Below are 22,545 nucleotides of genomic sequence, written 5' to 3' on the forward strand. Positions count from 1 at the left end.
CTTAAGTGTCCGTTCGCACGTCTGGCCTAGGAAGCGAGCCAGATGTCCGGTCCGAAGACCTCGTAGTGGATCCTCGTGGCCGGGATCCCCGCGTTGATGGCCTCATTGCGGATGTGCTTCATAAACGGCAGCGGCCCGCAGAGATACAACGACGCGTTGGCCGGCAGGTCCACTTCGCGCAGGGACATAAAGCCGGCCTTGGTGCCTGGCTCGGGCTCCTCGAGCCACAGCTGGAGGTCGGCACCCGCTAGGCGTTCGACGTCGTCCGTCATCTGACCGCGCAGCGCCCAGCTGTCCAGCGTGCTTTCCGCATGCAGCACCAGCACTTGCCGGTCGGAGCCCGACTCGGCGAGTGACCGGAGGATCGACGCCGTCGGCGTGCAGCCGATGCCGGCCGATGCCAGGACCACCGGACCGTCGCCGTCCTTGAGGGTGATCTCGCCATACGGATTGGAAATCTCCAGGATGTCGCCAACCTCGACGGCGTTGTGCAGCACGGGGGAGACCTCGCCGCCGTCGTCGAGCTTAGTGGTGAAGCTGCGGCTCGTGCCTGCATCGCCCGAAAGTGAGTACTGCCGGACCTGGCGCAGGCCGTCCGGCAGTTGGACCTTGACGCTGACGTACTGACCCGGCAGGGCCGCCGTGACTGGGGTATCGTCAGCGGGTTCGAGGGTGAAGGTCATGGAGCCGATGCCGGCAGGGATCTTTGCGTCGACCTTCCACGGGGTCCACATCTTGCCGTTGGCCTGGGCGGCGTAGAGGCCCTTTTCGAGCTTGATGAGTGCGTCGGCCATCAGCCAGTACACCTCGGTCCAGGCTTCGGCGATCTCCGGGGTGATGACCTCGGCCAAGTCCTCCGCGATCGCCGCGAAGAGGTGTTCGTAGACCACCTGGTACTGGGGCTCAGAGATGCCGAGCGACGCGTGCCGGTGGGCGATGCGGGAAAGTACGGTTTCGGGGAGGGTGCCCGGGTTGTTGACCAGGTGCGTGGCGAAAGCGGCGATGCTTCCGGCCAGTGCCTGCTGTTGGTTGCCCGAGCGCTGGTTGGAGCGGCTGAACAGGCCATCCAACAGTTCAGGGTGGGCGGCGAACAGCCGTGCATAGAACTTGGGAGTGATGGCGCCGATCCGCGAACCGACGAGCGGCAGCGTGGCCTCAATGACGGGGCGGGATTTGTCCGAGAGCATGTGTACTCCTGCGATAGGGGACCGGGCTTTCGTCCGGTCAATGTGAATACTTACATTTGAAATGCGTATATTCGTACCTCAAGTTCTACACTTCGTAGAAGTTGGAATCAAATCGGTGCGGGATGTGGGCGCGGCGCCGGGCTACAGGCCGGGGCGCAGGCCGATCATCTGGAAGACGGGTGTCATCTGCTTCGAGCCGGGAAGGTCGGTCACAACCACTGCATCAAGTTCCCGGTAAAACGCTTCACGGGCGCGGGCCAGCGCGGCGCGGAGCCTGCATTCATGGATCAGCGGGCAGTCGCCGCCCGGAGCAACACAGTCGGCGGCGTCCGTCCGGGTGTCCAGGTCCCGCAGGACCTGGCCCACCGTTGCCCGGCGGCCAGCGGAGCTGAGCCGGGATCCGCCCGACCTGCCACGTTCCACCTCGATCAGGCCCAGGGTCCGCAGCTTGGCCATCGCCTTGCTGACGTGGTTGTACGGAGTGCCCACGGCATCGGCGATGTTCTGTGTAGTCAGGAGGGTAGCGGCTGGCGCAGCCGCCAGAACCAAAAGCGCTCGGAGGCTGACGTCTGCGAAGGCGTTGATTTTCATGGAAACCGGGGTGCGGTCTAGTCCACCCAGACGGTGGGTTCGCTGGTGTCAGCGGCGAGCTGGCCAAACTCCCATTCGTGCGTCCCGGTGTTGGCGGAGTAGGGAAGGACCGCGGCGAAAACTGATCCGTCGCGGTGTTCAGCAGCTACATGGATGGCATCTGTTTCTTCCTCGACCAAGAGGATGTCGCAGACAATCGCGGCCGCCCGGAAATCAGCCCGGTTCTGCCGGAGCAGTTCGGTGAGGTCGCTGATCATCGTGTCCGCGTCGAAGTCAGCGTCGGAGCCGTCCTGGGCATCAGCCGGTGTGACGGCCACGAGGCGGACTTCGCCGTCGTTCTCCACAACCAGTGCGAACGGCAGGAAGCCGCCGTTTCGCTCAAGCTGTTCCTGGGCTGCGCCGACGCCTGTGCCCAGCAGGTTTTCCAGGTCCGTGGCTGAGGCCTCCGGAACGGAATCCCGCCACGAAGCCACCGCAGCCGGGCCGTCTGTGGCTTCGTGGGCCACTTCCGGCTTAGCGCCTGACATTGGAGAGCACGCGGTCGCGGATGCGTTCCATCGTGGCCCGGTCCGTTGCTTCCACGTTCAGGCGGAGGAAGGGCTCCGTGTTGGACGGGCGCAGGTTGAACCAGAAGCTGCCGTCATTTGCCGTGAACGTGCTGCCGTCCATGGTGTCCACGGTGATGTCTTCGGCGGCAAAGTCGGTGCGGACGCGCTCAACGGCGCCGGCCTTGTCCTCGATTTCGGAGTTGATCTCACCGGAGGAGACATAGGGCTCATACTCGCGGCCGAGCTCGGACAGCGGTCCGTCCTGCTCGCCGAGGGCAGCGAGCACGTGCATTGCTGCGAGCATCCCGGTGTCTGCGTTCCAGAAGTCGCGGAAGTAGAAGTGGGCTGAGTGCTCGCCGCCGAACACGGCACCTTCCTCGGCCATGACTGCCTTGATGAACGAGTGGCCCACGCGCGTGCGGACGGCGCGGCCGCCGTCGTGCTCTACCAGCTCCGGCACTGCACGGGAGGTGAGCAGATTGTGGATGACGGTGGGCGTTGCCTCGCCCTGCGCCTGGGCGCGGGCGATTTCGCGGCGTGCCACCATGCCGGTGATGGCCGACGGCGACACGGGCTCGCCCTTTTCGTCGATGACAAAGCAGCGGTCGGCGTCGCCGTCGAAGGCCAGGCCGATATCGGCGCCGTGCTCAATGACGGCGGCCTGCAGGTCGCGGAGGTTTTCCGGCTCGAGGGGGTTGGCCGGGTGGTTCGGGAAGGAGCCGTCCAGCTCGAAGTACAGGGGGATGATCTCGAACGGCAGCTTGGGCAGGAGGGCATTGCCCAGCACCGCCGGCGTGGTGAGGCCGGCCATGCCGTTGCCTGCGTCCACAACTACCTTGAGCGGCCGGGATCCGGAGAGGTCCACCAGCTGGCGGAGGTACTCGGAGTAGTCCTTCAGGACGTCGTGGACGCCGATCAGGCCGCGGGCGGGGGCCGCCGGGATGGAACCTTCGTTGAGGTAGTGCTCGGCGAGGGCCTGGATCTCTTTGAGGCCTGATTCGGAGGAGATGGGCTGCGCGCCGGCCTTCGACATCTTGATGCCGTTGTATCCGGCAGGGTTGTGGCTGGCGGTGAACGTGGCGCCGGCGGCGTTGAGGGAGCCGCAGGCGAAGTAGAGCTCATCGGTGGAGATCAGGTCAAGGAGCTTGACGTCGGCGCCGCGGGTGGCTGCGCCGTCGGCGAAAGCCTTGGCGAACTCGGGGGAGGAGGGACGCATGTCGCCGCCTACCAGGATCGTCTGGCCTTCCAGTTCCAGGACATCAACGAACGCGGCGCCCACGGCTTCGACGATTTCAGCGGTGATGGATTCGCCCACGATGCCCCGGACGTCGTAGGCCTTGAAGGATGCCGAGAGGTCAAAAGTCTTTGTCTGTTCGCTAGTCACGGGTCTTATCTTACGTGGACCCGCGGACGTTCACGGTTGTCCACATACGGCGGTCCCGGCTTTATGGGTGTCGGTGGGGGCTGGGATACTGAATCAATGGTCGATACCCAGAACGCCGCCCTTCTTTCCGCTTCTCCTGACTCACCGTCCGCCACAAAAAGCCAGGCGTTGGAGGTTCTCCGCGAGCTCGTGGGGCATCCGGCGGCGGATTTCCATGACGGACAGTTTGAGGCGATTGAAGCGCTGGTCGACGGCGGCCGGCGGGCTTTGGTGGTCCAGCGCACCGGTTGGGGAAAATCGGCGGTGTACTTTGTGGCGTCCCTGCTGCTCCGACGCCGCGGGGCTGGCCCCACCCTGATCGTTTCCCCGCTGCTCGCCCTGATGCGGGACCAGGTGGCTGCAGCCGGCCGCGCCGGAGTGCGTGCAGTGGCCATTAACTCCGCGAACCAGCTGGAATGGGACACCGTCCGGGAACAGCTCGCCGCCGATGAAGTCGACGTGCTGCTGGTTTCGCCGGAACGGCTGACCAACCCGGCCTTCCGTGAAAACCAGCTGCCGGAGCTCATCCGGCGGACGGGCCTGCTGGTGATTGACGAGGCACACTGTATTTCGGACTGGGGCCACGACTTCCGTCCGGACTACCGCCGGATCGCTGACCTGATCACCCAGTTGCCGGAGTCCGTTCCTGTCCTGGCCACCACTGCCACGGCCAACTCGCGCGTGGTCCACGACATCGAGGAACAGCTGGGCGCGGGCGTCCTCACCATCCGCGGAACCCTTGGCCGGGATTCCCTGCGCCTGGGTGTTCTGACGCTGCCGAATTCCCGCGAACGGCTGGGCTGGCTCCTGACGCACCTTGCCGATCTGCCCGGCAGCGGCATCATCTACACCCTGACAGTCTCCGCCGCGGAGGACACCGCCCGGCTTCTCGCCGAAGCCGGGCACACAGTGCAGGCCTACACCGGCAGGACCGATCCCGCGGACCGGGAGCGTGCAGAGCAGATGCTCAAGGACAACCAGGTCAAGGCACTGGTGGCCACATCGGCGCTCGGCATGGGCTTCGACAAACCGGACCTTGGATTCGTCGTCCACCTTGGCGCCCCGTCCTCCCCGGTGGCGTACTACCAGCAGGTGGGCCGTGCGGGCCGTGGCGCGGCGAACGCAGATGTGCTGTTGCTGCCGGGTTCTGAAGACTGGGATATCTGGCAGTACTTCGCCACCGCTTCCATGCCTTCGGAGGAGAAAGCCACAGCGGTGCTGACGGCGTTGGCTGAGGCTGGCACTGCTGTGTCAACGGTTGCTTTGGAGGCCCGGGTTGACCTCCGCCGCACTCCGCTGGAGCTGCTGCTGAAGGTCCTGGCCGTGGATGGCGCCGTGGAGCGGGTCGGCGGCGGGTGGCGTTCCACCGGCCAGCCCTGGTTCTACGACGCCGAGCGCTACCGCCGGATCGCCGAGGCCAGGGTGGACGAGCAGGACTCCATGGTGATCTATCAGGACACCGCGGGTTGCCGCATGGAGTACATCACCTCGGTCCTCGATGACGAGACGGCGCATCCCTGCGGGCGGTGCGATAACTGCGCAGGCCGCTGGTTCCGCGCGGACATAGCCGCGGATGCGACGGCAGCGGCGGGTCAGACCCTCACCCGCGCCGGCGGTGTCCTGGAGGCACGGCTGCAGTGGCCCAGCGGCATGGACCGTCTGGGCGTTCCGGTTAAGGGCAAGATCAAGTCTGACGAAGGACTGGCGGACGGCCGCGTGCTGGCAAGACTTACTGATCTCGGCTGGGGCGGGGCGCTGCGGGAACTCTTTGCGGCTGGCGCCGCGGACCGTCCGGTGGATCCTGCCATGCTGCAGGCCTGTGTCCAGGTTCTGCGGGAATGGGCTACCGGTGACGGCCGGAACCCTGGCTGGAGCGGTGCAGGACGGCCGGCCGCGATCGTCAGCATGCCCTCCCGCAGCAAACCTGAACTGGTCCGGTCCCTTGCCCAGGGAATTTCGGACATCGGCAGGATCCCTTACCTTGGCGAGCTGGCACTGGCCCACGGCGGACCCACTGGAAGCCGTGGCGGCAACAGCGCGTACCGGCTGGCGGGCGTTTGGGACCGTGTGGTGGTGGGTCCGGAGTTGGTCGCTGCCGTGGCGTCACTTCGTGGCCAGGGCCTGATGCTGCTCGACGACCTCGTGGACAGCCGGTGGACCGTTACCGTTGCTGGACGTGCCCTGCGCCAGGCGGGGGCGGGGGCTGTTCTTCCGCTCGTGCTTGCCCAGGCCGGCTGACTCTTGGATCGCCGGTTTGGTTGACTTTCGGACCGCCAGGCCGGCTGACCTCTGCGCCGGCATGCCGGTGCAGTGACAGGCTGTCTGCCGTACTGAAGAGCATTAGGACGGCCATGGTGAGGAAGGCTCCGCGGAAGGGGCCGGCGTGATCGGCGGGGAAGGCCGCCACGCCGTCGAAAATCCGGATCAGCAGGGCCCCAACGGCGATGCCGGCGCCTGCGGCGAGCTGCACCAGGGTCGCCGACACGGAATTGGCCGATGTCAGCTGTGCGGGTGCGATGTCCGCGTACTGCACGGACGCATAGGCGGAGAAACCTATGGAGCGGAAAGCCCCGCTGCAGACCAGCAAAGCGAAGGTCAGGGCCTGCGGCGTGTCCGGAGTGAGCAGGGCGCACAGTGCGAAGGTTACGGCCGAGGCCAAGGAGCCGAAGGCCAGTATGGCCCGGAAACCGAAACGTCGGATCAGCGGCGTGGTGGCCGGCTTGATGCCGATGTTGCCGATGAACACGGCCGCCACCATGATTCCTGCGTGCAGCGGCGACCAGCCGAAGCCGGTCTGGAACATCAGGGGCAGGAGGAACGGCACCGACGAAATGGTCAGGCGGTAGACAAATCCGCCGGTTGCCATGGCCCGGAAAGTGCGGGTGGCGAAAACTGAGAGATCAAACAGCGGGTTTTTGGCCCGCCTCATCCACAACACGGCGGCCGCGAGGGCGCATACCCCTGCAGCGGCGCTCATTGCGGCCCATGGACCGTCGGGGTGTGCAGCGGCCAACTCCAGGCCCACCACCAGGGCACCCACGCCGGTGGTGGTGAGGAGCAGGCCCAACCAGTCCAGCCGGCGAGTGCTGTCTCCTGCGCTGGCTGGAACCAGACTGAGTGCGGCGATGAAGGCGGCCGCGCCCAGTGGGAGATTGATGAGGAAGATCCAGTGCCACGACAGGTAGGTGGTCAAGGCGCCGCCCACCAGCGGCGCCAGTACGGGCGCCAGCAACGCGGGCCACACCAGGAAGGCCGTGGCGCGCAGGAGCTCCGATTTGGGTGTGCCGCGCAGTACCAGGAGGGTGCCCACCGGAACCATCATGGCCCCACCGGCGCCCTGCAGGATCCGGCTCAGCGTCAGTACGGTCAGGTCAGGGCTGGCGGCGCAGGCCAATGAAGCGAGCGTGAAGAGGGCAATTGCGACGCAGAATACTTTGCGTGCCCCGACCCTTTCGGCAAGCCAGCCGCCGAGCGGGATGCCCATGGCCACGGTCATGAGGTAGGCCGTCATGGTGATGTTCACGTCGGCGGCAGGAACGTCAAAGTCGCCGGCGATGTTGGGGATGGCGGTGGTGAGGATGGTGCCGTCCAGGAACTCCATAAAGAACGTGGCAGCAACGAGTAGTGCCAGGCGGGGATTCCACGCCTGGCTTGTGCTGGTTTCCGCGCCCGGGGAATTGCTTGCTGCCATTCCACCATCCTGCCACCGCCGCCCCGCGTGCAGCCTCGTGCGTCCGCACCCCGGACCGTCAGCCCAGCCCACATGCTTGGGTTTGGAGGCGCACTGGCAGCCTGCCCAGGGAACGCAAAAGGCCCCGGTCCAGGACCGGGGCCAAACGCGGAGACGGGGGGATTTGAACCCCCGGTGGAGTTGTGCCCCACACTTCATTAGCAGTGAAGCCCATTCGGCCGCTCTGGCACGTCTCCAATGGCTATTACTAGCCCACCAAGGATACGCAGAACGGGGCACGCAGTGCAAAACGGCCACCGAACGCTTGTCTCAGCCCCAGCACACAACCTCCGGGGCGCTGTACGCCCGGCGGAAATACCTGCGCTAGGAGCGGATCAACAGGAGCGGATCATCCTGATTTCGTGCAGGTCTTCCCAATCGGCCACGCGGTCCTCGGCCCCGTCAGGAGCGAATCCCAGCCGTTCGTAAAATCCGATGGCCTTGGCATTCCCCGCGGCCACCCACAGACTGGCGGGCCCTGTGCCGAGTGAAGCCTCAAGCAGCAGCTGACGCCACATCGCTAGCCGGTCGGCCGGTTTCAGGGCAGCCAGGAAGGCGTCTGACAACAAGCCGCGGTAGGTCTGCTGCCAGCACTGGGTGTGGACTTCGGCCAGTGGAACGGCATCGGCCGGTGTGGCCCGCCGGACGTCCAGGCCGGCCGCTGCGCTCATCCGCCTGCCAGCGTTCGCCACAGGAAGTGCTGGCTGCGGGCCTGCAGCGCGGCAGCCTGCCGGTTGTCCGAAGCTCCGGCGTGGCCGCCTTCCAGCGCCTCGTGGAACCAGACATTCGGGATGCCCATCGCCTGCATCCGGGCAGCCATCTTGCGGGCCTGGACCGGTCCCACCCGGTCATCGGACGTGGCTGTCCAGATGAATGTTTCGGGGTACTCCACGCCGTCCTTGAGCAGGTGGTACGGCGAGAAGGTCTTGATGTACTCCCATTCCGCCGCCACGTCCGGGTCGCCGTATTCGGCGATCCAGGAGTGCCCGGCGGAGAGCTTGGTGTAGCGCCTCATGTCCAGCAGCGGAACGCCGCAGGAGACAGCCCCGAAAAGCTCCGGGTAACGCGTGAGCATATTGCCCACGAGCAGCCCGCCGTTGGACCCGCCCACGCAGCCCAGCCGCTCCCGGGACGTGACGCCACGGGAGACGAGGTGCTGCGCCACGGCCGCGAAGTCCTCGAAGGCTCGGTGCCGGTTTTCCTTGAGCGCGGCCCGGTGCCATGACGGCCCGTATTCGCCGCCGCCGCGGATGTTGGCCACCACGTAGACACCGCCGCGGGAGTGCGGCGCTTCGCCGGGCCCGCCGGAGGTGGCGGTCCTGCGTTCCAGCCAAGCCCTGCCGACAGTTCCGCTGTACGCAGGGGTCCGGGAAACTTCAAAGCCGCCGTAGCCGGAGAGCTGCGTGGGGTTCTGCCCGTCCAGAACGAGGTCCCGCGAGGCCACCTGGAAGTAGGGGACCCGGGTGCCGTCCGCGGACACGGCGAAGTGCTGCTGCACCTCGTACTGGTCATCATCAAAGAACGACGGCGAGGCCTTGACGGCCGCATGGCTGCTCACCACGCCAGTCGTCCCGGCAGTGCCCGCTCCGGAGCCAGCGGTCCCGGCAGAATCCCGCGTGAGGCTTCCGCGCATCAGTGTGCTGGGGGTGGTGAATCCGGTGGCGACCAGCCAGAAATCGTCGCCCGCACCGCCGTCGGCCGGTCCTTCATCTTCGTCGTCCACCGCGTAGGCGTTGACGTCGTGCAGCGGCGGGCAGGCATCCAGCAGCGACGAAGCCCAGGCACCCCCGTCGGGCGCAGCCCCGTCGGACGCATCGCCCGGAACGGAGGGATCCAGCACGCGGATCTCGGACGAGACGTCCCGCAGCAGGTTCAACAGCAGGAAATTCCGCGTCCAGCTCCAAGACTGCAGCGAAGTGTGCGCGTCCGGGGTAAAGAGCACCAAGAGATTCCGCGCTCCGGCAAGGTAGTCCTCGAACTTCGCAGCGAGCAGCGAACCGGCGGGGTACGTGGTGCCGTCCAGTGACCAGTCCTGCTGCGGCCGGAACAGGAGCCATTCGCGGTGCGCGCTGAGGTTCACGTCTGTCGGCGCGTCGATCTCGAGCCAGGCATCCCCGGAGCGGATGAATGTGCTGCGGTTGTAGAAGTCGATGTAGTCCACGGCGAACGTGCGCTCGAAGCCGGGAGTGGAATCGTGCGCCGCCACGGCCATCATGTGGTCTTCGGAGACCTCGAACAAACGCGGTGCAGCACCAAGGGCTTCGCCGCGTCGCAGGGTGACGGCCGTCCGGGCGTAGGAGGAGGCGGTCCGCGGCAGGTTCCCGGCCGTGGAGGCGACCAGCAGCGTGTCTGCGTCCAGCCACGAGACGTTCCCCTTCGCCGTCGGCAGGTCAAAGCCACGGTCGGCCGGGTCAACAAAGACGCGGGTCCCGACGTCGAACTCGCGGTAGCGGTTGGCGTCGCCGCCGTCGGGGGAGAGCGCCAGCAGCGCCAGACCGTACGGTTCTCCGGCGGCTGGGCGCAGGAACGTGGCACCGTGGAACACCCACTCCTCACCTTCGGCGGCGGCGAGGGCATCCACATCCAGCAGGACATCCCAGTCGGGGGAGTCCGTCAGGTAGCTTTCCCAAGTGGTGCGGCGCCACAACCCCTTCGGGTTCGCCTGGTCCTTCCAGAAGTTGTAGTACCACTCGCCACGCTTGCCCACCATCGCGATCCGGTCCGTGGAGTCCAACACCTCCAGGATGCTTCCTTCCAGGCCCGCGTAATCGGCGTCCTCCAGAAGGTCTTCTGTGCGCGCGTTCTGCTCCCGGACCCAGGCCAGCGGCGCTTCGCCGTAGATTTCCTCCAGCCAGACGTTCTCATCAGTGGGTTCGGAGGCGGGCGATGAACCGGGCGCTTGATCAGCTGCAGTGGTGGTCATGCGCCCCATCCAAACAACATTTTCGCGCCGCAAGCAAGTCAAGTGCCTGCGGCGCATGCCGATACTCTGGATGCCGTGGGTAAATCGAAGAGCATCCGGACAGCCATCATCGGCGCCGGACCCCGGGGAACCAGTGTGCTGGAGCGCCTGCTCGCACACGCCGCCGCCTACGCTGCTGCCCACCCCGGCCCCGCATCCCTCCATATCGACGTCATCGACCCCTATCCGGCGGGTCCGGGGCACGTGTGGCAGCCCGGCCAGTCGCGGCTGTACCTCATGAACACCCAGTCCTTCTATCCCACGGTTATTCCTGAGGACCCCCGGCTGGCGCCGCCGGTCGCGGGCACCACGTTCGACCGCTGGCGTGCCCGGCAGCAGCGTGAGCCGATGCCGGCCCTGACGCTGGACGAGCGGTCCGAACTGGCTGCCTTGGGATCGCGGGACTTCCCCAGCCGGGCGCTGTACGGCCGCTACCTGCGCTGCACGCTGGACGAGTTGACGGAAAAACTGCCCGACGGCGTCGCCGTCAGTTTCCACGAAACGACCGCCGTGTCGGTGCGCCCGTCAGGCGACGGAATACCGGGGACGCCGGGGGACGGCACAACAGAAGACGGCACCCCAGGCGAGACAACCCCAAGTACCGGAACGTTCGACGTCGGACTCGCCGGCGGCGGTTCGCTCACGGTCGATTCCGTGGTCCTGGCCTTGGGGCACCTTCCGTCCCGGTTGAACCCCGAGCAGCGGGAACTCCAGGCATCGGCCGCGCAGCTGGGCCTGAGCTACTTCCCGCCGGCGGTCCCGGCGGACGTCGACTGGGCCGCGATTCCGGCCGGCGAACCGGTCCTGGTCCGGGGCATGGGCCTGAATTTCTTCGACGCGATGGGCCAGCTCACGGAGGGCCGCGGCGGAAAGTTCATCGACGCAGGTACCCGGCTTGAGTATCAGCCTTCCGGCCAGGAGCCCCTGATCATTGCCGCCTCCCGCCGCGGCACCCCGTACCGGGCCAAGGCCGCGCTGGCCGGCTACTACCCGGCCTCGGTCACCCTGCGGTACCTGACCGAGGCCGCGCTGGGGCGGTTCGCGGCCACCGGGATCCGCCCAGGTTTCGACCACGATCTTTGGCCACTGCTGCACCGCGACACCCTCTGGGCCTACTATTCCACCCTGGTGCGCTCGCAGCCGGCGGCCGTCCCAGACGCGTCCGCGTTCCTGGCCGCCCTGGATGAGGCGTTGCGGCCGCATGCCCACAGCGCAGCCAACTGGGAGGCCGCGGTGGAGAGCGTCCTCGCCGTGCACGTCGGGCCCCGGCACCGGCTCGATCTGCTGGGTCTCGCGTCTCCCTTGGTGGGCAGGTCCTTCGGATCGCGCGCCGAACTGGATGCCGCCGTCATCGAGTACCTGCTCGATGACGCCCGCCGTTCCGCCCTCGGCGAGGAGGATCCGGTGAAGATGGCCATCGGCGCGCTGCATCGAGGCCGCGCGGTGCTGAAAACGGCAGTGGCCGACGGCGGCATCACCGATGAGTCCTGGGTGGCCGGCCTTCGTGGCTGGTTTGAGTCGTTTGTGGAGGGCCTGGCCAGCGGGCCGCCTGCGCTGCGCGCTGAACAGCTGGCTGCCCTGGCGCGCGCCGGCGTGGTCAGCTTTTTGGGGCCCGACCCCCGGTTCAGCGTGGACCGGCGGGCAGGCCGCTTTACCGCCGTCTCACCCTGGGTGAACGGTCCGCCGGTGGCGGCGAAGACCATGGTGGAGGCCCTCGCGCCGGCCAACCGGGTGTCCGTGAACGACTCACCGCTGCTGGAACAGCTCCTCGCCGACGGGATGGTGCGGCCCAGGCTGATGATGACGGCAGAAGGTGCGCCGGTGCAGGCCACGGGGCTCGACGTTGCGCCGCACCCGTACCGGCCGGTGGCGGCCAACGGCTCGGTCACCGACGGACTGTATGTGTTGGGCCTGCAGCTCTCGGCTACCCAGTGGGGCACGGCCATCGCCGCGGAAGCGCCCCAACCGGGCGGCCCCACGTATGCCAGCGGGCAGCGGACGCTCCGCGACGCCGACGAAATCGCGCAGGCGATCCTCGGACACTGAGGCCTGCCGCTGATTGACGCTTGCCGCTGACCCACATGTGCTTCTGACGCACGTGCGACGCTGATGTGACCGGGACCCAGGCAGGCCGCGTACCAACGGCACATCCCGCACGGAAATATTCGCCGGCCCTTTTGCGTGCCACGTGAGGCTGTGGGTCATGTGACTTGACGCCCGCATGCCGGCCGGCCGCCGATGGTGCCCGCCGAAGCGGTGAGTGTGTGGCGCCGTCAGTGTGAAATTCCGAAAGCCATCCGCACGAACCGCCCCGCTGCAGGTAGGGCTGCCGGGAAGGCAGCAGGCACTGCGGCCGCCGTCGCCGCAGCCCTGGCGCTCTGGCTGGTGTTGACGGGTTGCGGCGGCGCAGCGACAGCCCAGTCCGGAGGCTCCGGCGCCGAAGTGAAAACCGGCCGGTAGCTTATTGGAACCAGCCGGCCGGTATTTCTTCTAGGGAATTTACTTATGCGATGATCTTGAACATCGCTCCGGTGGGGTCAGTCAGCGAGGCGAGGCGGCCGAACGGAGAATCCTCCGGCCCATCAATGACGGTGGCCCCGAGCGACACGGCCTTCTCAATCGACGCGTCCGCATCTTCGACGTTGAAGTAGACCTGCCAATTGGACGGAACGTCGGCCGGCAGGTACCCGGAGGCGTCCATGATGCCCGCCTTGGCGGAGTCCCCGGCGCCCAGGGTGGTGTACCGGAACTCCGGTGTATCGCTCATAACGTCCGTGTCCCAGCCAAACACGTCCTGGTAGAACCTCACGGCGGCGTCGTAGTCCTTGGTGTGGAGCTCGTGCCATGCGGCGGCGCCGGGCTCGGCTACGAGCTCATACCCCTTCATTTCGCGCGGCTGCCACACACCGATTGCCGCGCCGGCGGCGTCGCCGAAGATGGCCATGTGGCCCTGTTCCGGGACATCCATGGGCGGCATGTAAACCTGGCCGCCGTTGGTCGCGACGGCGGACGCGGTGGCCTCGGCGTCATCCGAGCGGAGGTACGTGGACCAGACGTCAGGCATGCCTGCCTGGTCCTCATCCTTCTGCATCAGCCCGGCCACGGTCCTGCCGTTCTTCCGCGCGGTGGTGTAACCGCCGTACTTCTCTTCGTCTCCGGTCTCGTACTCCCAGCCGAAGAGTTCCCCGTAGAACTGCCGGGCTTTGGCGATGTCTGACGTCATGAGGTCGATCCAGCAGGGTGCGCCGGGGGTGATTTCGGGTGAAGGCATGGTGGGCCCTTTCTGTCGATGGATGGCAACAGGAACGACCCTATGTCCGGGCCCCGACAGTTTCAATGGGTCCGCCGTGGCGGCCGATGAGCCGGTTAAACGAAGAAACCCCGGTCCGCCATTAGCTGGCGGAACGGGGTTCCATTCGCGGAAGGTAAGAGATTCGAACTCTTGGTACGGGGTTACCGCACACTAGTTTTCAAGACTAGCTCCTTCGGCCGCTCGGACAACCTTCCCTAACGAGTAGTGTTTCATAGGCAGTTGGCTGCAACAAAACAGAGTCTGCCGTGCGTCCGGTGCACACTGGTTCTGGGGCACGAATCAGCTAGAAAACGGGAGTCCTCCATGAAAGCCGTCTACATTGCCGAACCCGGTGGTCCGGAAGTGCTGGAAGTCCGTCACGTGGACGCTCCAGTGCCCGGGCACGGCGAGGTGTTGATCGACGTCGTCGCGGCCGGCCTGAACCGGGCAGATGTACAGCAGCGCAGGGGCTTCTACCCGCCTCCGCCAGGCGCGTCCGAGATTCCGGGGCTGGAAGTCTCCGGGCGGATCGCCGGCTTCGGTCCCGGCGTCACCAAAGCGTTCTCCGTGGGTGACAAAGTGGTGGCGCTGCTGGCCGGCGGAGGCTACGCGGAGCAGGTTGCGGTGCCGGCGGAGCAGGTCCTGCGGATTCCCGACGGCGTTGATGTGGTCACCGCTGCGTCGCTGCCGGAAGTCGCAGCCACGGTCTACTCCAACCTGATCATGACGGCGCAGCTGCAGGCGGGCGAGACTGTCCTGATCCACGGCGCCACCGGCGGGATCGGCACCATGGCCATCCAGATGGCCAAGGCTTTCGGCGCCAAGGTGGCCACCACCGCGGGAACAGCGGAAAAGGTGGGCACAGCGAAGGCCTTCCTGGGCGCGGACATCGCCATCAATTACACCGAAGAGGACTTTCCGGAAAGCCTGCGGCGGCAGAACGGCGGCAAAGGTGCCGACGTGATCCTCGACGTCGTCGGTGCCAAGTACCTGGCGCAGAACGTTGATGCACTGGCTGACTATGGCCGGCTCGTCGTCATCGGCCTGCAGGGCGGGGCCAAGGGAGAGCTGGATCTTGGCCAGCTCCTGCGGAAACGCGCGGCAGTGGTTGCCACGGCGCTGAGGCCACGCCCGGTGGCCGAAAAGGGCGCCATCATGAACGCAGTGCGCGAATCCGTGTGGCCCCTCATTACGGACGGCCGGATCCGCCCGCTGGTGGCCAAGACGTTCCCGCTGGACCAGGCCGCGGCCGCGCACCGGTACTTCGACAGCGGCGACCATGTGGGCAAGATCCTGCTGGTTATGTAGACCGAGTAGATACTGAGTATTGCTTTGCGCGGCGGACTGGGTTAGCCTCACTCTATACGCGGTATGCACGGGCCTTGGGGGTCCGTGCATACCGACGCTGACGCCACCGCTAGGAGCATCATGTCCATCCGCCACAGCCTCCTCGCCCTGCTGCAGGACCAGCCGCGTTACGGCTACCAGCTCAGGGTTGAGTTCGAAAACCGCACGGGGTCCACGTGGCCCCTGAATATCGGGCAGGTTTACACCACGCTGGACAGGCTGGAACGCGACGGCCTGGTCAGCAATGACGGCAGTGACGGCGAAGGACACGTGGTTTACAGCATCACCGCCGCCGGCAAGGCGGAAGTGCAGAACTGGTTTGCCGCCCCCGTGGAGCGCAACAATCCGCCCCGGAACGAGCTGGCCATCAAGTTGGCGCTCGCGGTCACGCTGCCCGGCGTCGATGTGCAGTCCATCATCCAGGCCCAGCGGGTGGCGTCCATCCGGGCGCTGCAGGATTACACCAAGGCCCGCCGCGACACGGCTGCCAACCAGCGGGCGGCGGATACCGCCTGGCTGCTGGTGCTGGATTCGCTGATCTTCCAGACGGAAGCGGAGGTCCGCTGGCTGGATCTTTGCGAGGCTCGGATGCTGCAGCAGGCGCAGACCGCAGGCCAGGCCACACCACGCAAAACGTCCAACGGGGTCACTGTGGAAGAGGCTGCCCCGCTCATCGCGGATAACCGCCGATGAGCGTCCAAGGGCCGCAGCAGGTCCTGGAACTAGCCAAGGTCAGCAGGACGTTCGGTGAAGGAGCGACGGCGGTCGCCGCGTTGCGCGAGGTTGACCTCAGTATCAGCGCCGGCGAGTTCGTCGCCGTGATGGGTCCCTCAGGTTCCGGGAAATCCTCCCTCCTGGCGCTGGCCGGGGGACTTGACCGGCCGACGTCGGGCGGTGTCTTTGTGGAATCAACACCCCTGGGCGGGCTGGGACTTAACGAACTCGCCCGGTTGCGCCGCCGCGCCGTCGGCTATGTCTTCCAGGACTTCAACCTTGTCCCAACCTTGACCGCGGCCGAGAACGTGGCACTGCCGCTGGAGCTGGACGGGACGGCCACCAGGAAGGCTCAACGCCAGGCCCTGGATGCGCTGCGGCAGGTGGGCATCCCGGAACTCGCGGACCGCTTTATGGACCAGATGTCCGGCGGACAGCAGCAGCGGGTGGCCATCGCGCGGGCCATCGTGGGTGACCGCCGGCTGATCCTGGCCGACGAACCCACGGGAGCCCTGGATTCCACTACCGGCCACGGCGTGATGGAAGTGCTCCGCGGACGTGCGGATGCCGGTGCCGCCGTGATGCTGGTGACCCATGAGGCCAGGCACGCGGCGTGGGCTGACCGGGTGGTTTTCCTCCGGGACGGCCGGATCGTGGACCAGGCAGCTGCCATGCACGATCCCGCCATGCTCCTAGCGCAGGCCGGCAACTGACGTGGCACTCGCCCTCGACCCGGCGCCCGGCGGGCGCCGGCAGGCTTTCCGTGTCGCCGTGCGGATGGCCCGGCGCGATATCCGCCGTCACAAAGGGCGTTCCCTCCTGATCATTTTGCTGATCATGCTCCCCGTGGCCGGAATGGCAGGGGCGGTCACGCTGATCCAGAGCACCCAGGAGACCGCAGCCGAGAGCGTGCAGTACCAGCTGGGCACCACCCAGGCGCGGTTCCGGCCCATGCCCATGGCCAACGGGGTTATGGTCCAGGACCCCGTCGAAGAGCTTCGGATCACCACGAGCGACTGGGACACCAACCCTGGCTTCACGCCGGCTGATCCGCGGGACGCGATTCCGGCCGGCTACGACGTGCTCACAGAATCTACCCTTGACCTCACCGCCGAGTCGGGTGCGGCGGACGTACGCGTAGTGGGCCGGGCGGTGGATGCCCTGGCCCCGGCATTTGCCGGAAAATACACCCTGCTGGACGGCAGGGCCCCCGGGACTGATGCCGAGATGCTCGTCTCGCCCGGGCTGCTGGAGCGGTTCGGGCTGGGGCTGGGGGAGGAGCTGGCGACGTCGGCCGGGACGTTTGTCGCGGTGGGAACGCTCCGCGATGCGGGCTATTCGGACAGCAACTCCATCGTCTATCTCAAACCCGGCCAGGGCAGCGTGGGCGCCCCGGCTCCGCCAGTTTCCACCAGTCCAGCACCAACAGTGTCGGCCATCAAGGCCACCATGTATTACCTGGTGGGTTCCGAGCCGGTGACCTGGAGCCAGGTCCTCGAGGCCAACACCGTCGGTGTCACCGTGCTGTCCAGGTCCGTGGTGCTGAATCCGCCGCCTCAAGGCGAGCGCGGGCGGGAAGGTGCAGGGACCTCGTCGAGCGCGTCGCTGCCGCTCGCCGCCTATGCTGCCGGGGCGCTGCTGGGCGCATTGGCGCTGCTGGAGGTGGGGCTGCTGGCGGGAGCCGCATTTGCCGTGGGAGCCAAGGGGCAGGTCCGGGAGCTGGCCCTGCTGGCCGCGACGGGGGCCGAAAGCCCCACCATCCGCTCGGTGGTCATGGCGGCCGGCCTGTGGCTCGGCGGCATCGGCGTGGCAGCCGGGGCCGTTGTGGGACTCGTGGCGGCCGCCGGGGTGGTGTTCGTTGCGCGCCTGAATGGATCGGTCCGTTTCCCGGGCTTCCATCCTGATGCGCTGCTGACGGTCCTGGTGATGGTCATGGGCTACGTTGCCTGTTTGCTGGCTGCCTTGGCCCCGGCGCGGCAGGTGGCGCGCCAGGCTGTTCTGGGCGCGCTCAAATCGGGGCGGGCGCCGGCGTCGGCCGGCAAGAAGTCCACCGTGGTGGGTGCTGCCCTGCTGGGCGTGGCCGCCGCGGCCCTCGCGGCCGGCACCTGGCTCGCCGTCAGCAGCGAAGACCCGGACGTGTTCAGCTCAAGGACGCCGGTGATTGCCTGGTTCCTGCTGGGAGGCGCGGTCCTTGGCGTCACATCCATGGTTCTGCTGACCGGCAAGCTAGTGGCCCTCCTGGCCAAGCGGGCCGGACAGCTCCCGCTCGCCGCACGCATGGCGGCACGGGACTCTTCCCGCAACCGCAGCCGGACAGTTCCGGCGGTTGCCGCGGTCCTCGCGGCAGCCACCCTGGCCAGTGCCGGCATGGTGCTGGCCGCCAGCCAGCAGGCGAACGAGCAGGAAAACCACTACTGGTCCGCGTTGAAGAACCAGGCGGTCCTGCCGCTGTCCGTGGCGCAACCCCTACTGGCCGACGGAACAGTGCCGGACCCCGTGTGGATTGATCCCGCTGCGGTGGCGTCCGCATTGGATGGGGCGGTGGACACCGTCGAATGGACCAGTGTGCTGCGCACAGCCGCCATCCGGAACTGCGAAATGCGGCCGGGACTGGCTGATGCGTCGCCGGCGCAGACGCCGACGTCGAGCTGCCTGCAATATTCGCTGGCCACACCGGAGGGCAACGAGTGCCCTGTGACCGCCGGCGGGCGCGTCCTTGATCCGGAGGATTGGCGTTGCCAGGGAGCGATGCGTCCCTACGAGACGCAGGGACGCGGCGACTCGGTGGTTGTCGGAACTGCTGAGGACGTGGAAAGGCTGTTCGGAACGGCGCCGACGGCGGAAGCCCGCGACGTTCTGGCGGCCGGTGGAATGGTGGTGACCAACCCGGTGTTCGTCCGCGACGGGCATGCGTCCTTGGAGGCGCAGGACGTGCGCAAGCCCGCGCCTTTGGTCCCCGGCTCGTCCGAATTCCAGGGGTACCAGGAGACGGGGCGGACGGAAGTGGCTGCGGCGGTGCTGGAGCCGGAGGTCAATGTGCCCTACTACGGAGTAGTGTCCCCGGAAGCTGCAGCGGCGGCCGGTATGCGGGTGGATAACGGCGCCCTGCTGGTCCAACTCAGTGCCTACCCTGATGCCGCCCAGGCGGACAAGGTGTCCGCCGCCCTCGCCGGCATCTATGCGGACCGTTTCGGGTCAATGTATGTCGAGCGCGGAGCCGAGCGGGACGCATCGCTGATTCTCTGGTCCATCGTGGGACTGGGTGCGTTGATCACACTCAGCGCGGCAGGGATCACCACGGGCCTGTCCATGGCGGACTCACGGAAGGACCACGTGACGCTTGCTGGAGTGGGGGCATCCCCGCGCTTGCGGAAGGCGCTCGCAGGTTCGCAGGCACTGATGACGGCGGGTCTCGGAACTGTGTTGGGAAGTGTTGCCGGAATAGTGCCCGCCGTGCTGCTGGTGACCGCAACCGGGATGGCGCGGACCGCCGTCGTGCCCTGGCTCCAGCTCGTGGCGCTGCTGATCGCGGTGCCGCTCACCGGTGCGGCCCTGGCCTGGCTGTTTACCCGGGCGAGGCTTCCGGTGTCCCGCCGGGAGGTGGGGACCTGAGGGTCTGCCGCGGCAACTGAATTGGGCAGGGCCCGTAATTAGGTCACACAGTTGGGTCTTTTTGATTGGGCCCGGCAGGCCTACCGTGGGGCTTAGGACGCTGTCCCTCCCGGACAGCCGAAGTGCGGAGGGACCTCTTATGACAACACATGTTGCCGATTGCAGTGTTACCCGTTGCTCGTTTAATGACCATGAAGGCTGTACGGCCCACGCCATCACGGTTGGCGGGAGTAAAGACCACGCCAGCTGCGCCACGTTCATCGACACCGGGACGCACGGCGGGCTGCCCAAGGTCCTCGCAGATGTCGGAGCATGCCAGCGCTCCGAGTGCGTCCACAACGACCACCTGATGTGCAACGCCCCGGAAGTCCACGTGGGCCCCGGCGCTGACAACGCGGACTGCCTTACTTACGCACACGCGTAGCCACGGCTCCCGCTCGGGATTAGTCACGAAGGCCTCCGTCCAGGAAACCCTGAACGGGGGCTTTTGTGCGCTCGTCGACTCCCGCCTGCCGTTCACCGCAATAACGCACGGCGCGGGGACAATGCCGCTTCCTCGTTGGCGCGGCATTGGTAGGGTGCCTTTGAGCAACCCACTGAAGCACCAATTCTCAAGGAGGAGACATGGCCAGCAGGCCTGACGAACCGGTAAGTGCAGCGAAAGGAAGCGGCCCATTGACCGCCGATCCGAAGCTTCCGCCAACGGCCGTGGATGCGGCCGTCAGCGAGGCCGAAGACAAGAAATGGACCCCGGCCAAGATCGCCCTGTGGGCAGCCATCGCACTCCTCGGCGGCGTCGCCTGGTTCATGCTGGCGATCGTCCGTGGCGAAACCGTCAACGCGATCTGGTTCGTTTTTGCCTCGGTATGCACGTACCTGATCGGTTACCGCTTCTACTCCAAGGTGATCGAACGCCTCATCACCAAGCCGGATGACCGCCGCGCCACCCCGGCGGAATACAAGGCTGACGGCAAGGATTATGTCCGCACGGACCGCAACGTGCTGTTCGGCCACCATTTCGCCGCCATCGCCGGCGCCGGTCCGCTGGTCGGGCCGATCATCGCGGCCCAGATGGGCTACCTGCCCGGCACTATCTGGATCATCATCGGAGTTGTGCTCGCCGGTGCGGTCCAGGACTACCTGGTGATGTTCTTCTCCATGCGCCGTGGCGGCCGTTCCCTCGGCCAGATGGCCCGCGAAGAACTGGGCGTCATCGGCGGCACGGCTGCACTGGTCGCCACGCTGCTCATCATGGTGATCATTGTGGCGATCCTCGCGCTCGTCGTCGTGAATGCGCTGGGCGAAAGTCCGTGGGGCGTGTTCTCGGTGGGCATGACCATCCCGATTGCGCTGTTTATGGGCGTCTACCTGCGCTACATGCGGCCGGGCAAGATCATGGAAGTCTCCCTGATCGGCTTTGTGCTGCTGATGGCCGCCATCATCGGCGGCGGCCTGGTGGCGGACACCGAATGGGGCTCCGCGTTCTTCACCCTGGACAAGGTGACCCTTGCCTGGGGCCTCATTGTCTACGGTTTCATTGCCGCGATCCTTCCGGTCTGGCTGCTCCTGGCTCCCCGGGACTACCTCTCCACGTTTATGAAGATCGGCGTGATCGTGATGCTCGCGCTGGCCATCATCGTGGTCCGCCCTGAGATCACCGTCCCGGCCTTCAGCGAGTTCGCCAGCCGGGACAACGGACCGGTCTTCCCCGGTGCCCTGTTCCCGTTCCTGTTTGTCACCATTGCCTGCGGGGCACTATCCGGCTTCCACGCCCTGATCTCCTCGGGCACTACCCCGAAACTGATCGAGAAGGAACGCCAGACTCGATTCATCGGCTACGGCGGCATGTTGATGGAGTCCTTTGTGGCCATTATGGCGCTGGTAGCGGCCATCTCCATTGACCGCGGGCTCTACTTCGCGATGAACGCGCCGGCGGCCCTGACCGGTGGAACGGTGGAAACCGCGGCTGCCTGGGTAAATGGCCTGGGCCTGTCCGGGGTCAACATCAGCCCGGCCCTGCTCGCCGAGACGGCAGCCAACGTGGGCGAGCACAGCATTGTCTCCCGGACCGGCGGCGCGCCCACGCTCGCCGTCGGACTCGCGCACATCATGCAGCAGTTCATCGGCGGCACCGCCCTGATGGCGTTCTGGTACCACTTCGCCATCATGTTCGAGGCGCTGTTTATCCTCACCGCAGTTGACGCCGGCACCCGAGTTGCGCGCTTTATGCTGCAGGACTCCATTGGCAACTTCGTCCCGAAGTTCAAGGAAGCCTCGTGGCGGCCGGGAGCCTGGCTGTGCACAGCCGTTATGGTGGGCGCCTGGGGTGCCGTGCTGCTCATGGGCGTCACTGATCCGCTGGGCGGCATCAACACGCTGTTCCCGCTCTTCGGTATCGCCAACCAGCTGCTGGCCGCGATCGCGCTGTCAGTGTGCCTTGCCATCGTCGCCAAGCGGGGGACTTTCAAGTACCTCTGGATCGTTGCGGTGCCGCTGGCCTTCGCGGCGGTGGTGACCATCACCGCGAGTTACCAGAAGATCTTCTCCTCAACGCCCGCCGTCGGCTACTTCGCCAACAATGCAGCCTTCAGCAAGGCACTCGCGGACGGCAAGACGGAGTTCGCCTCAGCCAAGAGCGTTGCCGCCATGGAAGCCGTGGTGCGCAACACTGCGATCCAGGGCTGGCTGTCCGTCATCTTTGTGGTGCTCAGCATCATCGTCATCGCCATGGCACTCGTGGCCACCATCAAGGCCTTCCGCAACCATTCCGCGGGGAAGCCGAACGTTGACAACGAGGATGAGGCCCGCCCGTCGAAGGTCTTCGCGCCCGCCAGCCTGATCCCCACGCCCGCTGAGCGTGAGCTGCTGGCCGAGTGGAACAAGATGCCAGCCGACCTGCGGTTCGAAAGAGCAGGCAACCACAAATGAGCCCCGGTCTGGCCGCGGTCGCAACAGGGTTCCGGGGTTTCGCCCGGTACCTCGGCGGCGTGCTCGGCGCTGATGCGTACGCCAAGTACCTGGAGCACCACCACGCAGCCGGACACGGGGAGCCCCCGCTGACGGAACGCGAGTTCTGGCGGGACCGGACGGACCGCCAGGACTCCAACCCGCAGGGCCGGTGCTGCTGATGCTGACGGCC

The 22,545-nt window shown here is 66.6% G+C and carries 17 protein-coding genes and 2 tRNA genes; 9 read left to right on the top strand and 10 right to left on the bottom strand.

What is annotated here, in order from left to right:
• Positions 1-26: 26 nt before the first annotated feature.
• The 4 genes from ACQCSW_RS04260 to ACQCSW_RS04275 all read right to left on the bottom strand — a co-directional run bounded on the left by ACQCSW_RS04260 (position 27) and on the right by ACQCSW_RS04275 (position 3,710).
• The gene (locus ACQCSW_RS04260) at positions 27-1,187 is read right to left on the bottom strand and encodes a globin domain-containing protein (RefSeq protein WP_426989647.1); all 1,161 of its coding nucleotides are present in this window, start codon (positions 1,185-1,187) and stop codon (positions 27-29) included.
• 141 nt (positions 1,188-1,328) lie between these two features.
• Positions 1,329-1,778: an Rrf2 family transcriptional regulator gene (locus tag ACQCSW_RS04265; RefSeq protein WP_426989648.1), complete on the bottom strand. Its 450-nt coding sequence runs from the start codon at positions 1,776-1,778 to the stop codon at positions 1,329-1,331.
• A 17-nt stretch (positions 1,779-1,795) separates the two neighbouring features.
• Positions 1,796-2,305 (bottom strand): hypothetical protein, encoded by a 510-nt coding sequence (locus ACQCSW_RS04270; RefSeq protein ID WP_426989649.1) that lies wholly within the window; start codon positions 2,303-2,305, stop codon positions 1,796-1,798.
• A complete protein-coding gene (locus tag ACQCSW_RS04275) occupies positions 2,292-3,710 on the bottom strand; it encodes a phosphomannomutase/phosphoglucomutase (RefSeq protein ID WP_426989650.1) in 1,419 nt (472 codons plus the stop codon). The genes ACQCSW_RS04270 and ACQCSW_RS04275 overlap by 14 nt, the downstream gene beginning before the upstream one ends.
• Before the next feature lie 96 nt (positions 3,711-3,806).
• Between ACQCSW_RS04275 and ACQCSW_RS04280 the strand changes: the two genes are divergently transcribed.
• Complete coding sequence (locus ACQCSW_RS04280) at positions 3,807-5,987, top strand: RecQ family ATP-dependent DNA helicase (protein ID WP_426989651.1); 2,181 nt, start codon at positions 3,807-3,809, stop codon at positions 5,985-5,987.
• On the opposite strand, the gene ACQCSW_RS04285 is transcribed toward ACQCSW_RS04280, so the two are convergent.
• The 4 genes from ACQCSW_RS04285 to ACQCSW_RS04300 all read right to left on the bottom strand — a co-directional run bounded on the left by ACQCSW_RS04285 (position 5,911) and on the right by ACQCSW_RS04300 (position 10,402).
• Complete coding sequence (locus tag ACQCSW_RS04285; RefSeq protein ID WP_426989652.1) at positions 5,911-7,440, bottom strand: MFS transporter; 1,530 nt, start codon at positions 7,438-7,440, stop codon at positions 5,911-5,913. The two genes, ACQCSW_RS04280 and ACQCSW_RS04285, sit on opposite strands and share 77 nt — an antisense overlap.
• A gap of 148 nt (positions 7,441-7,588) precedes the next feature.
• A tRNA-Ser gene (locus tag ACQCSW_RS04290) sits at positions 7,589-7,676 on the bottom strand.
• 138 nt (positions 7,677-7,814) lie between these two features.
• The gene (locus ACQCSW_RS04295) at positions 7,815-8,150 is read right to left on the bottom strand and encodes a hypothetical protein (RefSeq protein WP_426989653.1); all 336 of its coding nucleotides are present in this window, start codon (positions 8,148-8,150) and stop codon (positions 7,815-7,817) included.
• Positions 8,147-10,402, bottom strand: a complete 2,256-nt coding sequence (locus ACQCSW_RS04300; protein ID WP_426989654.1) for a prolyl oligopeptidase family serine peptidase — start codon at positions 10,400-10,402, stop codon at positions 8,147-8,149. Before ACQCSW_RS04300 ends, ACQCSW_RS04295 begins: the two co-directional genes overlap by 4 nt.
• 75 nt (positions 10,403-10,477) lie before the next feature.
• On the opposite strand from ACQCSW_RS04300, the gene ACQCSW_RS04305 reads away from it, so the two are divergent.
• Positions 10,478-12,487 carry an FAD/NAD(P)-binding protein gene (locus ACQCSW_RS04305; protein ID WP_426989655.1) on the top strand — a complete coding sequence of 670 codons (2,010 nt, stop codon included), beginning with the start codon at positions 10,478-10,480 and terminating at the stop codon, positions 12,485-12,487.
• A gap of 457 nt (positions 12,488-12,944) precedes the next feature.
• Here ACQCSW_RS04305 and ACQCSW_RS04310 read toward each other — a convergent pair whose 3' ends face one another.
• Both ACQCSW_RS04310 and ACQCSW_RS04315 read right to left on the bottom strand, forming a co-directional pair.
• Positions 12,945-13,712, bottom strand: coding sequence for a VOC family protein (locus tag ACQCSW_RS04310; RefSeq protein ID WP_426989656.1), 768 nt, complete (start codon positions 13,710-13,712; stop codon positions 12,945-12,947).
• 148 nt (positions 13,713-13,860) lie between these two features.
• Positions 13,861-13,948 (bottom strand) — tRNA-Ser (locus ACQCSW_RS04315).
• A gap of 109 nt (positions 13,949-14,057) precedes the next feature.
• On the opposite strand from ACQCSW_RS04315, the gene ACQCSW_RS04320 reads away from it, so the two are divergent.
• The 7 genes from ACQCSW_RS04320 (at position 14,058) to ACQCSW_RS04350 (ending at position 22,534) form a co-directional block, all read left to right on the top strand.
• Positions 14,058-15,041, top strand: coding sequence for an NAD(P)H-quinone oxidoreductase (locus tag ACQCSW_RS04320; RefSeq protein WP_426989657.1), 984 nt, complete (start codon positions 14,058-14,060; stop codon positions 15,039-15,041).
• Positions 15,042-15,161: 120 nt separating this feature from the next.
• A complete protein-coding gene (locus tag ACQCSW_RS04325) occupies positions 15,162-15,773 on the top strand; it encodes a PadR family transcriptional regulator (protein ID WP_426989658.1) in 612 nt (203 codons plus the stop codon).
• Entirely contained in the window at positions 15,770-16,507 is a 738-nt protein-coding gene (locus tag ACQCSW_RS04330; protein ID WP_426989659.1) for an ABC transporter ATP-binding protein, read from the top strand. Before ACQCSW_RS04325 ends, ACQCSW_RS04330 begins: the two co-directional genes overlap by 4 nt.
• A gap of 1 nt (position 16,508) precedes the next feature.
• Positions 16,509-19,406: a hypothetical protein gene (locus ACQCSW_RS04335; protein ID WP_426989660.1), complete on the top strand. Its 2,898-nt coding sequence runs from the start codon at positions 16,509-16,511 to the stop codon at positions 19,404-19,406.
• Positions 19,407-19,545: 139 nt separating this feature from the next.
• Positions 19,546-19,830 carry a DUF1540 domain-containing protein gene (locus ACQCSW_RS04340; protein ID WP_111907293.1) on the top strand — a complete coding sequence of 95 codons (285 nt, stop codon included), beginning with the start codon at positions 19,546-19,548 and terminating at the stop codon, positions 19,828-19,830.
• Between the two features lie 200 nt (positions 19,831-20,030).
• A complete protein-coding gene (locus tag ACQCSW_RS04345; protein ID WP_426989661.1) occupies positions 20,031-22,334 on the top strand; it encodes a carbon starvation CstA family protein in 2,304 nt (767 codons plus the stop codon).
• Positions 22,331-22,534: a YbdD/YjiX family protein gene (locus ACQCSW_RS04350; RefSeq protein ID WP_056342522.1), complete on the top strand. Its 204-nt coding sequence runs from the start codon at positions 22,331-22,333 to the stop codon at positions 22,532-22,534. Before ACQCSW_RS04345 ends, ACQCSW_RS04350 begins: the two co-directional genes overlap by 4 nt.
• Positions 22,535-22,545 lie beyond the last annotated feature (11 nt).

It is taken from the genome of Pseudarthrobacter sp. Y6 (assembly GCF_050156205.1).
Lineage (GTDB): Bacteria > Actinomycetota > Actinomycetes > Actinomycetales > Micrococcaceae > Arthrobacter.

What these genes read in the sequence shown, in the direction of transcription:
- ACQCSW_RS04260 (WP_426989647.1), bottom strand. Translation starts at nt 1,187, where the DNA reads ATGCTCTCGGACAAATCCCGCCCCGTCATTGAGGCCACGCTGCCGCTC.
- ACQCSW_RS04265 (WP_426989648.1), bottom strand. Translation starts at nt 1,778, where the DNA reads ATGAAAATCAACGCCTTCGCAGACGTCAGCCTCCGAGCGCTTTTGGTT.
- ACQCSW_RS04270 (WP_426989649.1), bottom strand. Translation starts at nt 2,305, where the DNA reads ATGTCAGGCGCTAAGCCGGAAGTGGCCCACGAAGCCACAGACGGCCCG.
- ACQCSW_RS04280 (WP_426989651.1), top strand. Translation starts at nt 3,807, where the DNA reads ATGGTCGATACCCAGAACGCCGCCCTTCTTTCCGCTTCTCCTGACTCA.
- ACQCSW_RS04285 (WP_426989652.1), bottom strand. Translation starts at nt 7,440, where the DNA reads ATGGCAGCAAGCAATTCCCCGGGCGCGGAAACCAGCACAAGCCAGGCG.
- ACQCSW_RS04295 (WP_426989653.1), bottom strand. Translation starts at nt 8,150, where the DNA reads ATGAGCGCAGCGGCCGGCCTGGACGTCCGGCGGGCCACACCGGCCGAT.
- ACQCSW_RS04300 (WP_426989654.1), bottom strand. Translation starts at nt 10,402, where the DNA reads ATGACCACCACTGCAGCTGATCAAGCGCCCGGTTCATCGCCCGCCTCC.
- ACQCSW_RS04310 (WP_426989656.1), bottom strand. Translation starts at nt 13,712, where the DNA reads ATGCCTTCACCCGAAATCACCCCCGGCGCACCCTGCTGGATCGACCTC.
- ACQCSW_RS04320 (WP_426989657.1), top strand. Translation starts at nt 14,058, where the DNA reads ATGAAAGCCGTCTACATTGCCGAACCCGGTGGTCCGGAAGTGCTGGAA.
- ACQCSW_RS04325 (WP_426989658.1), top strand. Translation starts at nt 15,162, where the DNA reads ATGTCCATCCGCCACAGCCTCCTCGCCCTGCTGCAGGACCAGCCGCGT.
- ACQCSW_RS04330 (WP_426989659.1), top strand. Translation starts at nt 15,770, where the DNA reads ATGAGCGTCCAAGGGCCGCAGCAGGTCCTGGAACTAGCCAAGGTCAGC.
- ACQCSW_RS04340 (WP_111907293.1), top strand. Translation starts at nt 19,546, where the DNA reads ATGACAACACATGTTGCCGATTGCAGTGTTACCCGTTGCTCGTTTAAT.
- ACQCSW_RS04345 (WP_426989661.1), top strand. Translation starts at nt 20,031, where the DNA reads ATGGCCAGCAGGCCTGACGAACCGGTAAGTGCAGCGAAAGGAAGCGGC.
- ACQCSW_RS04350 (WP_056342522.1), top strand. Translation starts at nt 22,331, where the DNA reads ATGAGCCCCGGTCTGGCCGCGGTCGCAACAGGGTTCCGGGGTTTCGCC.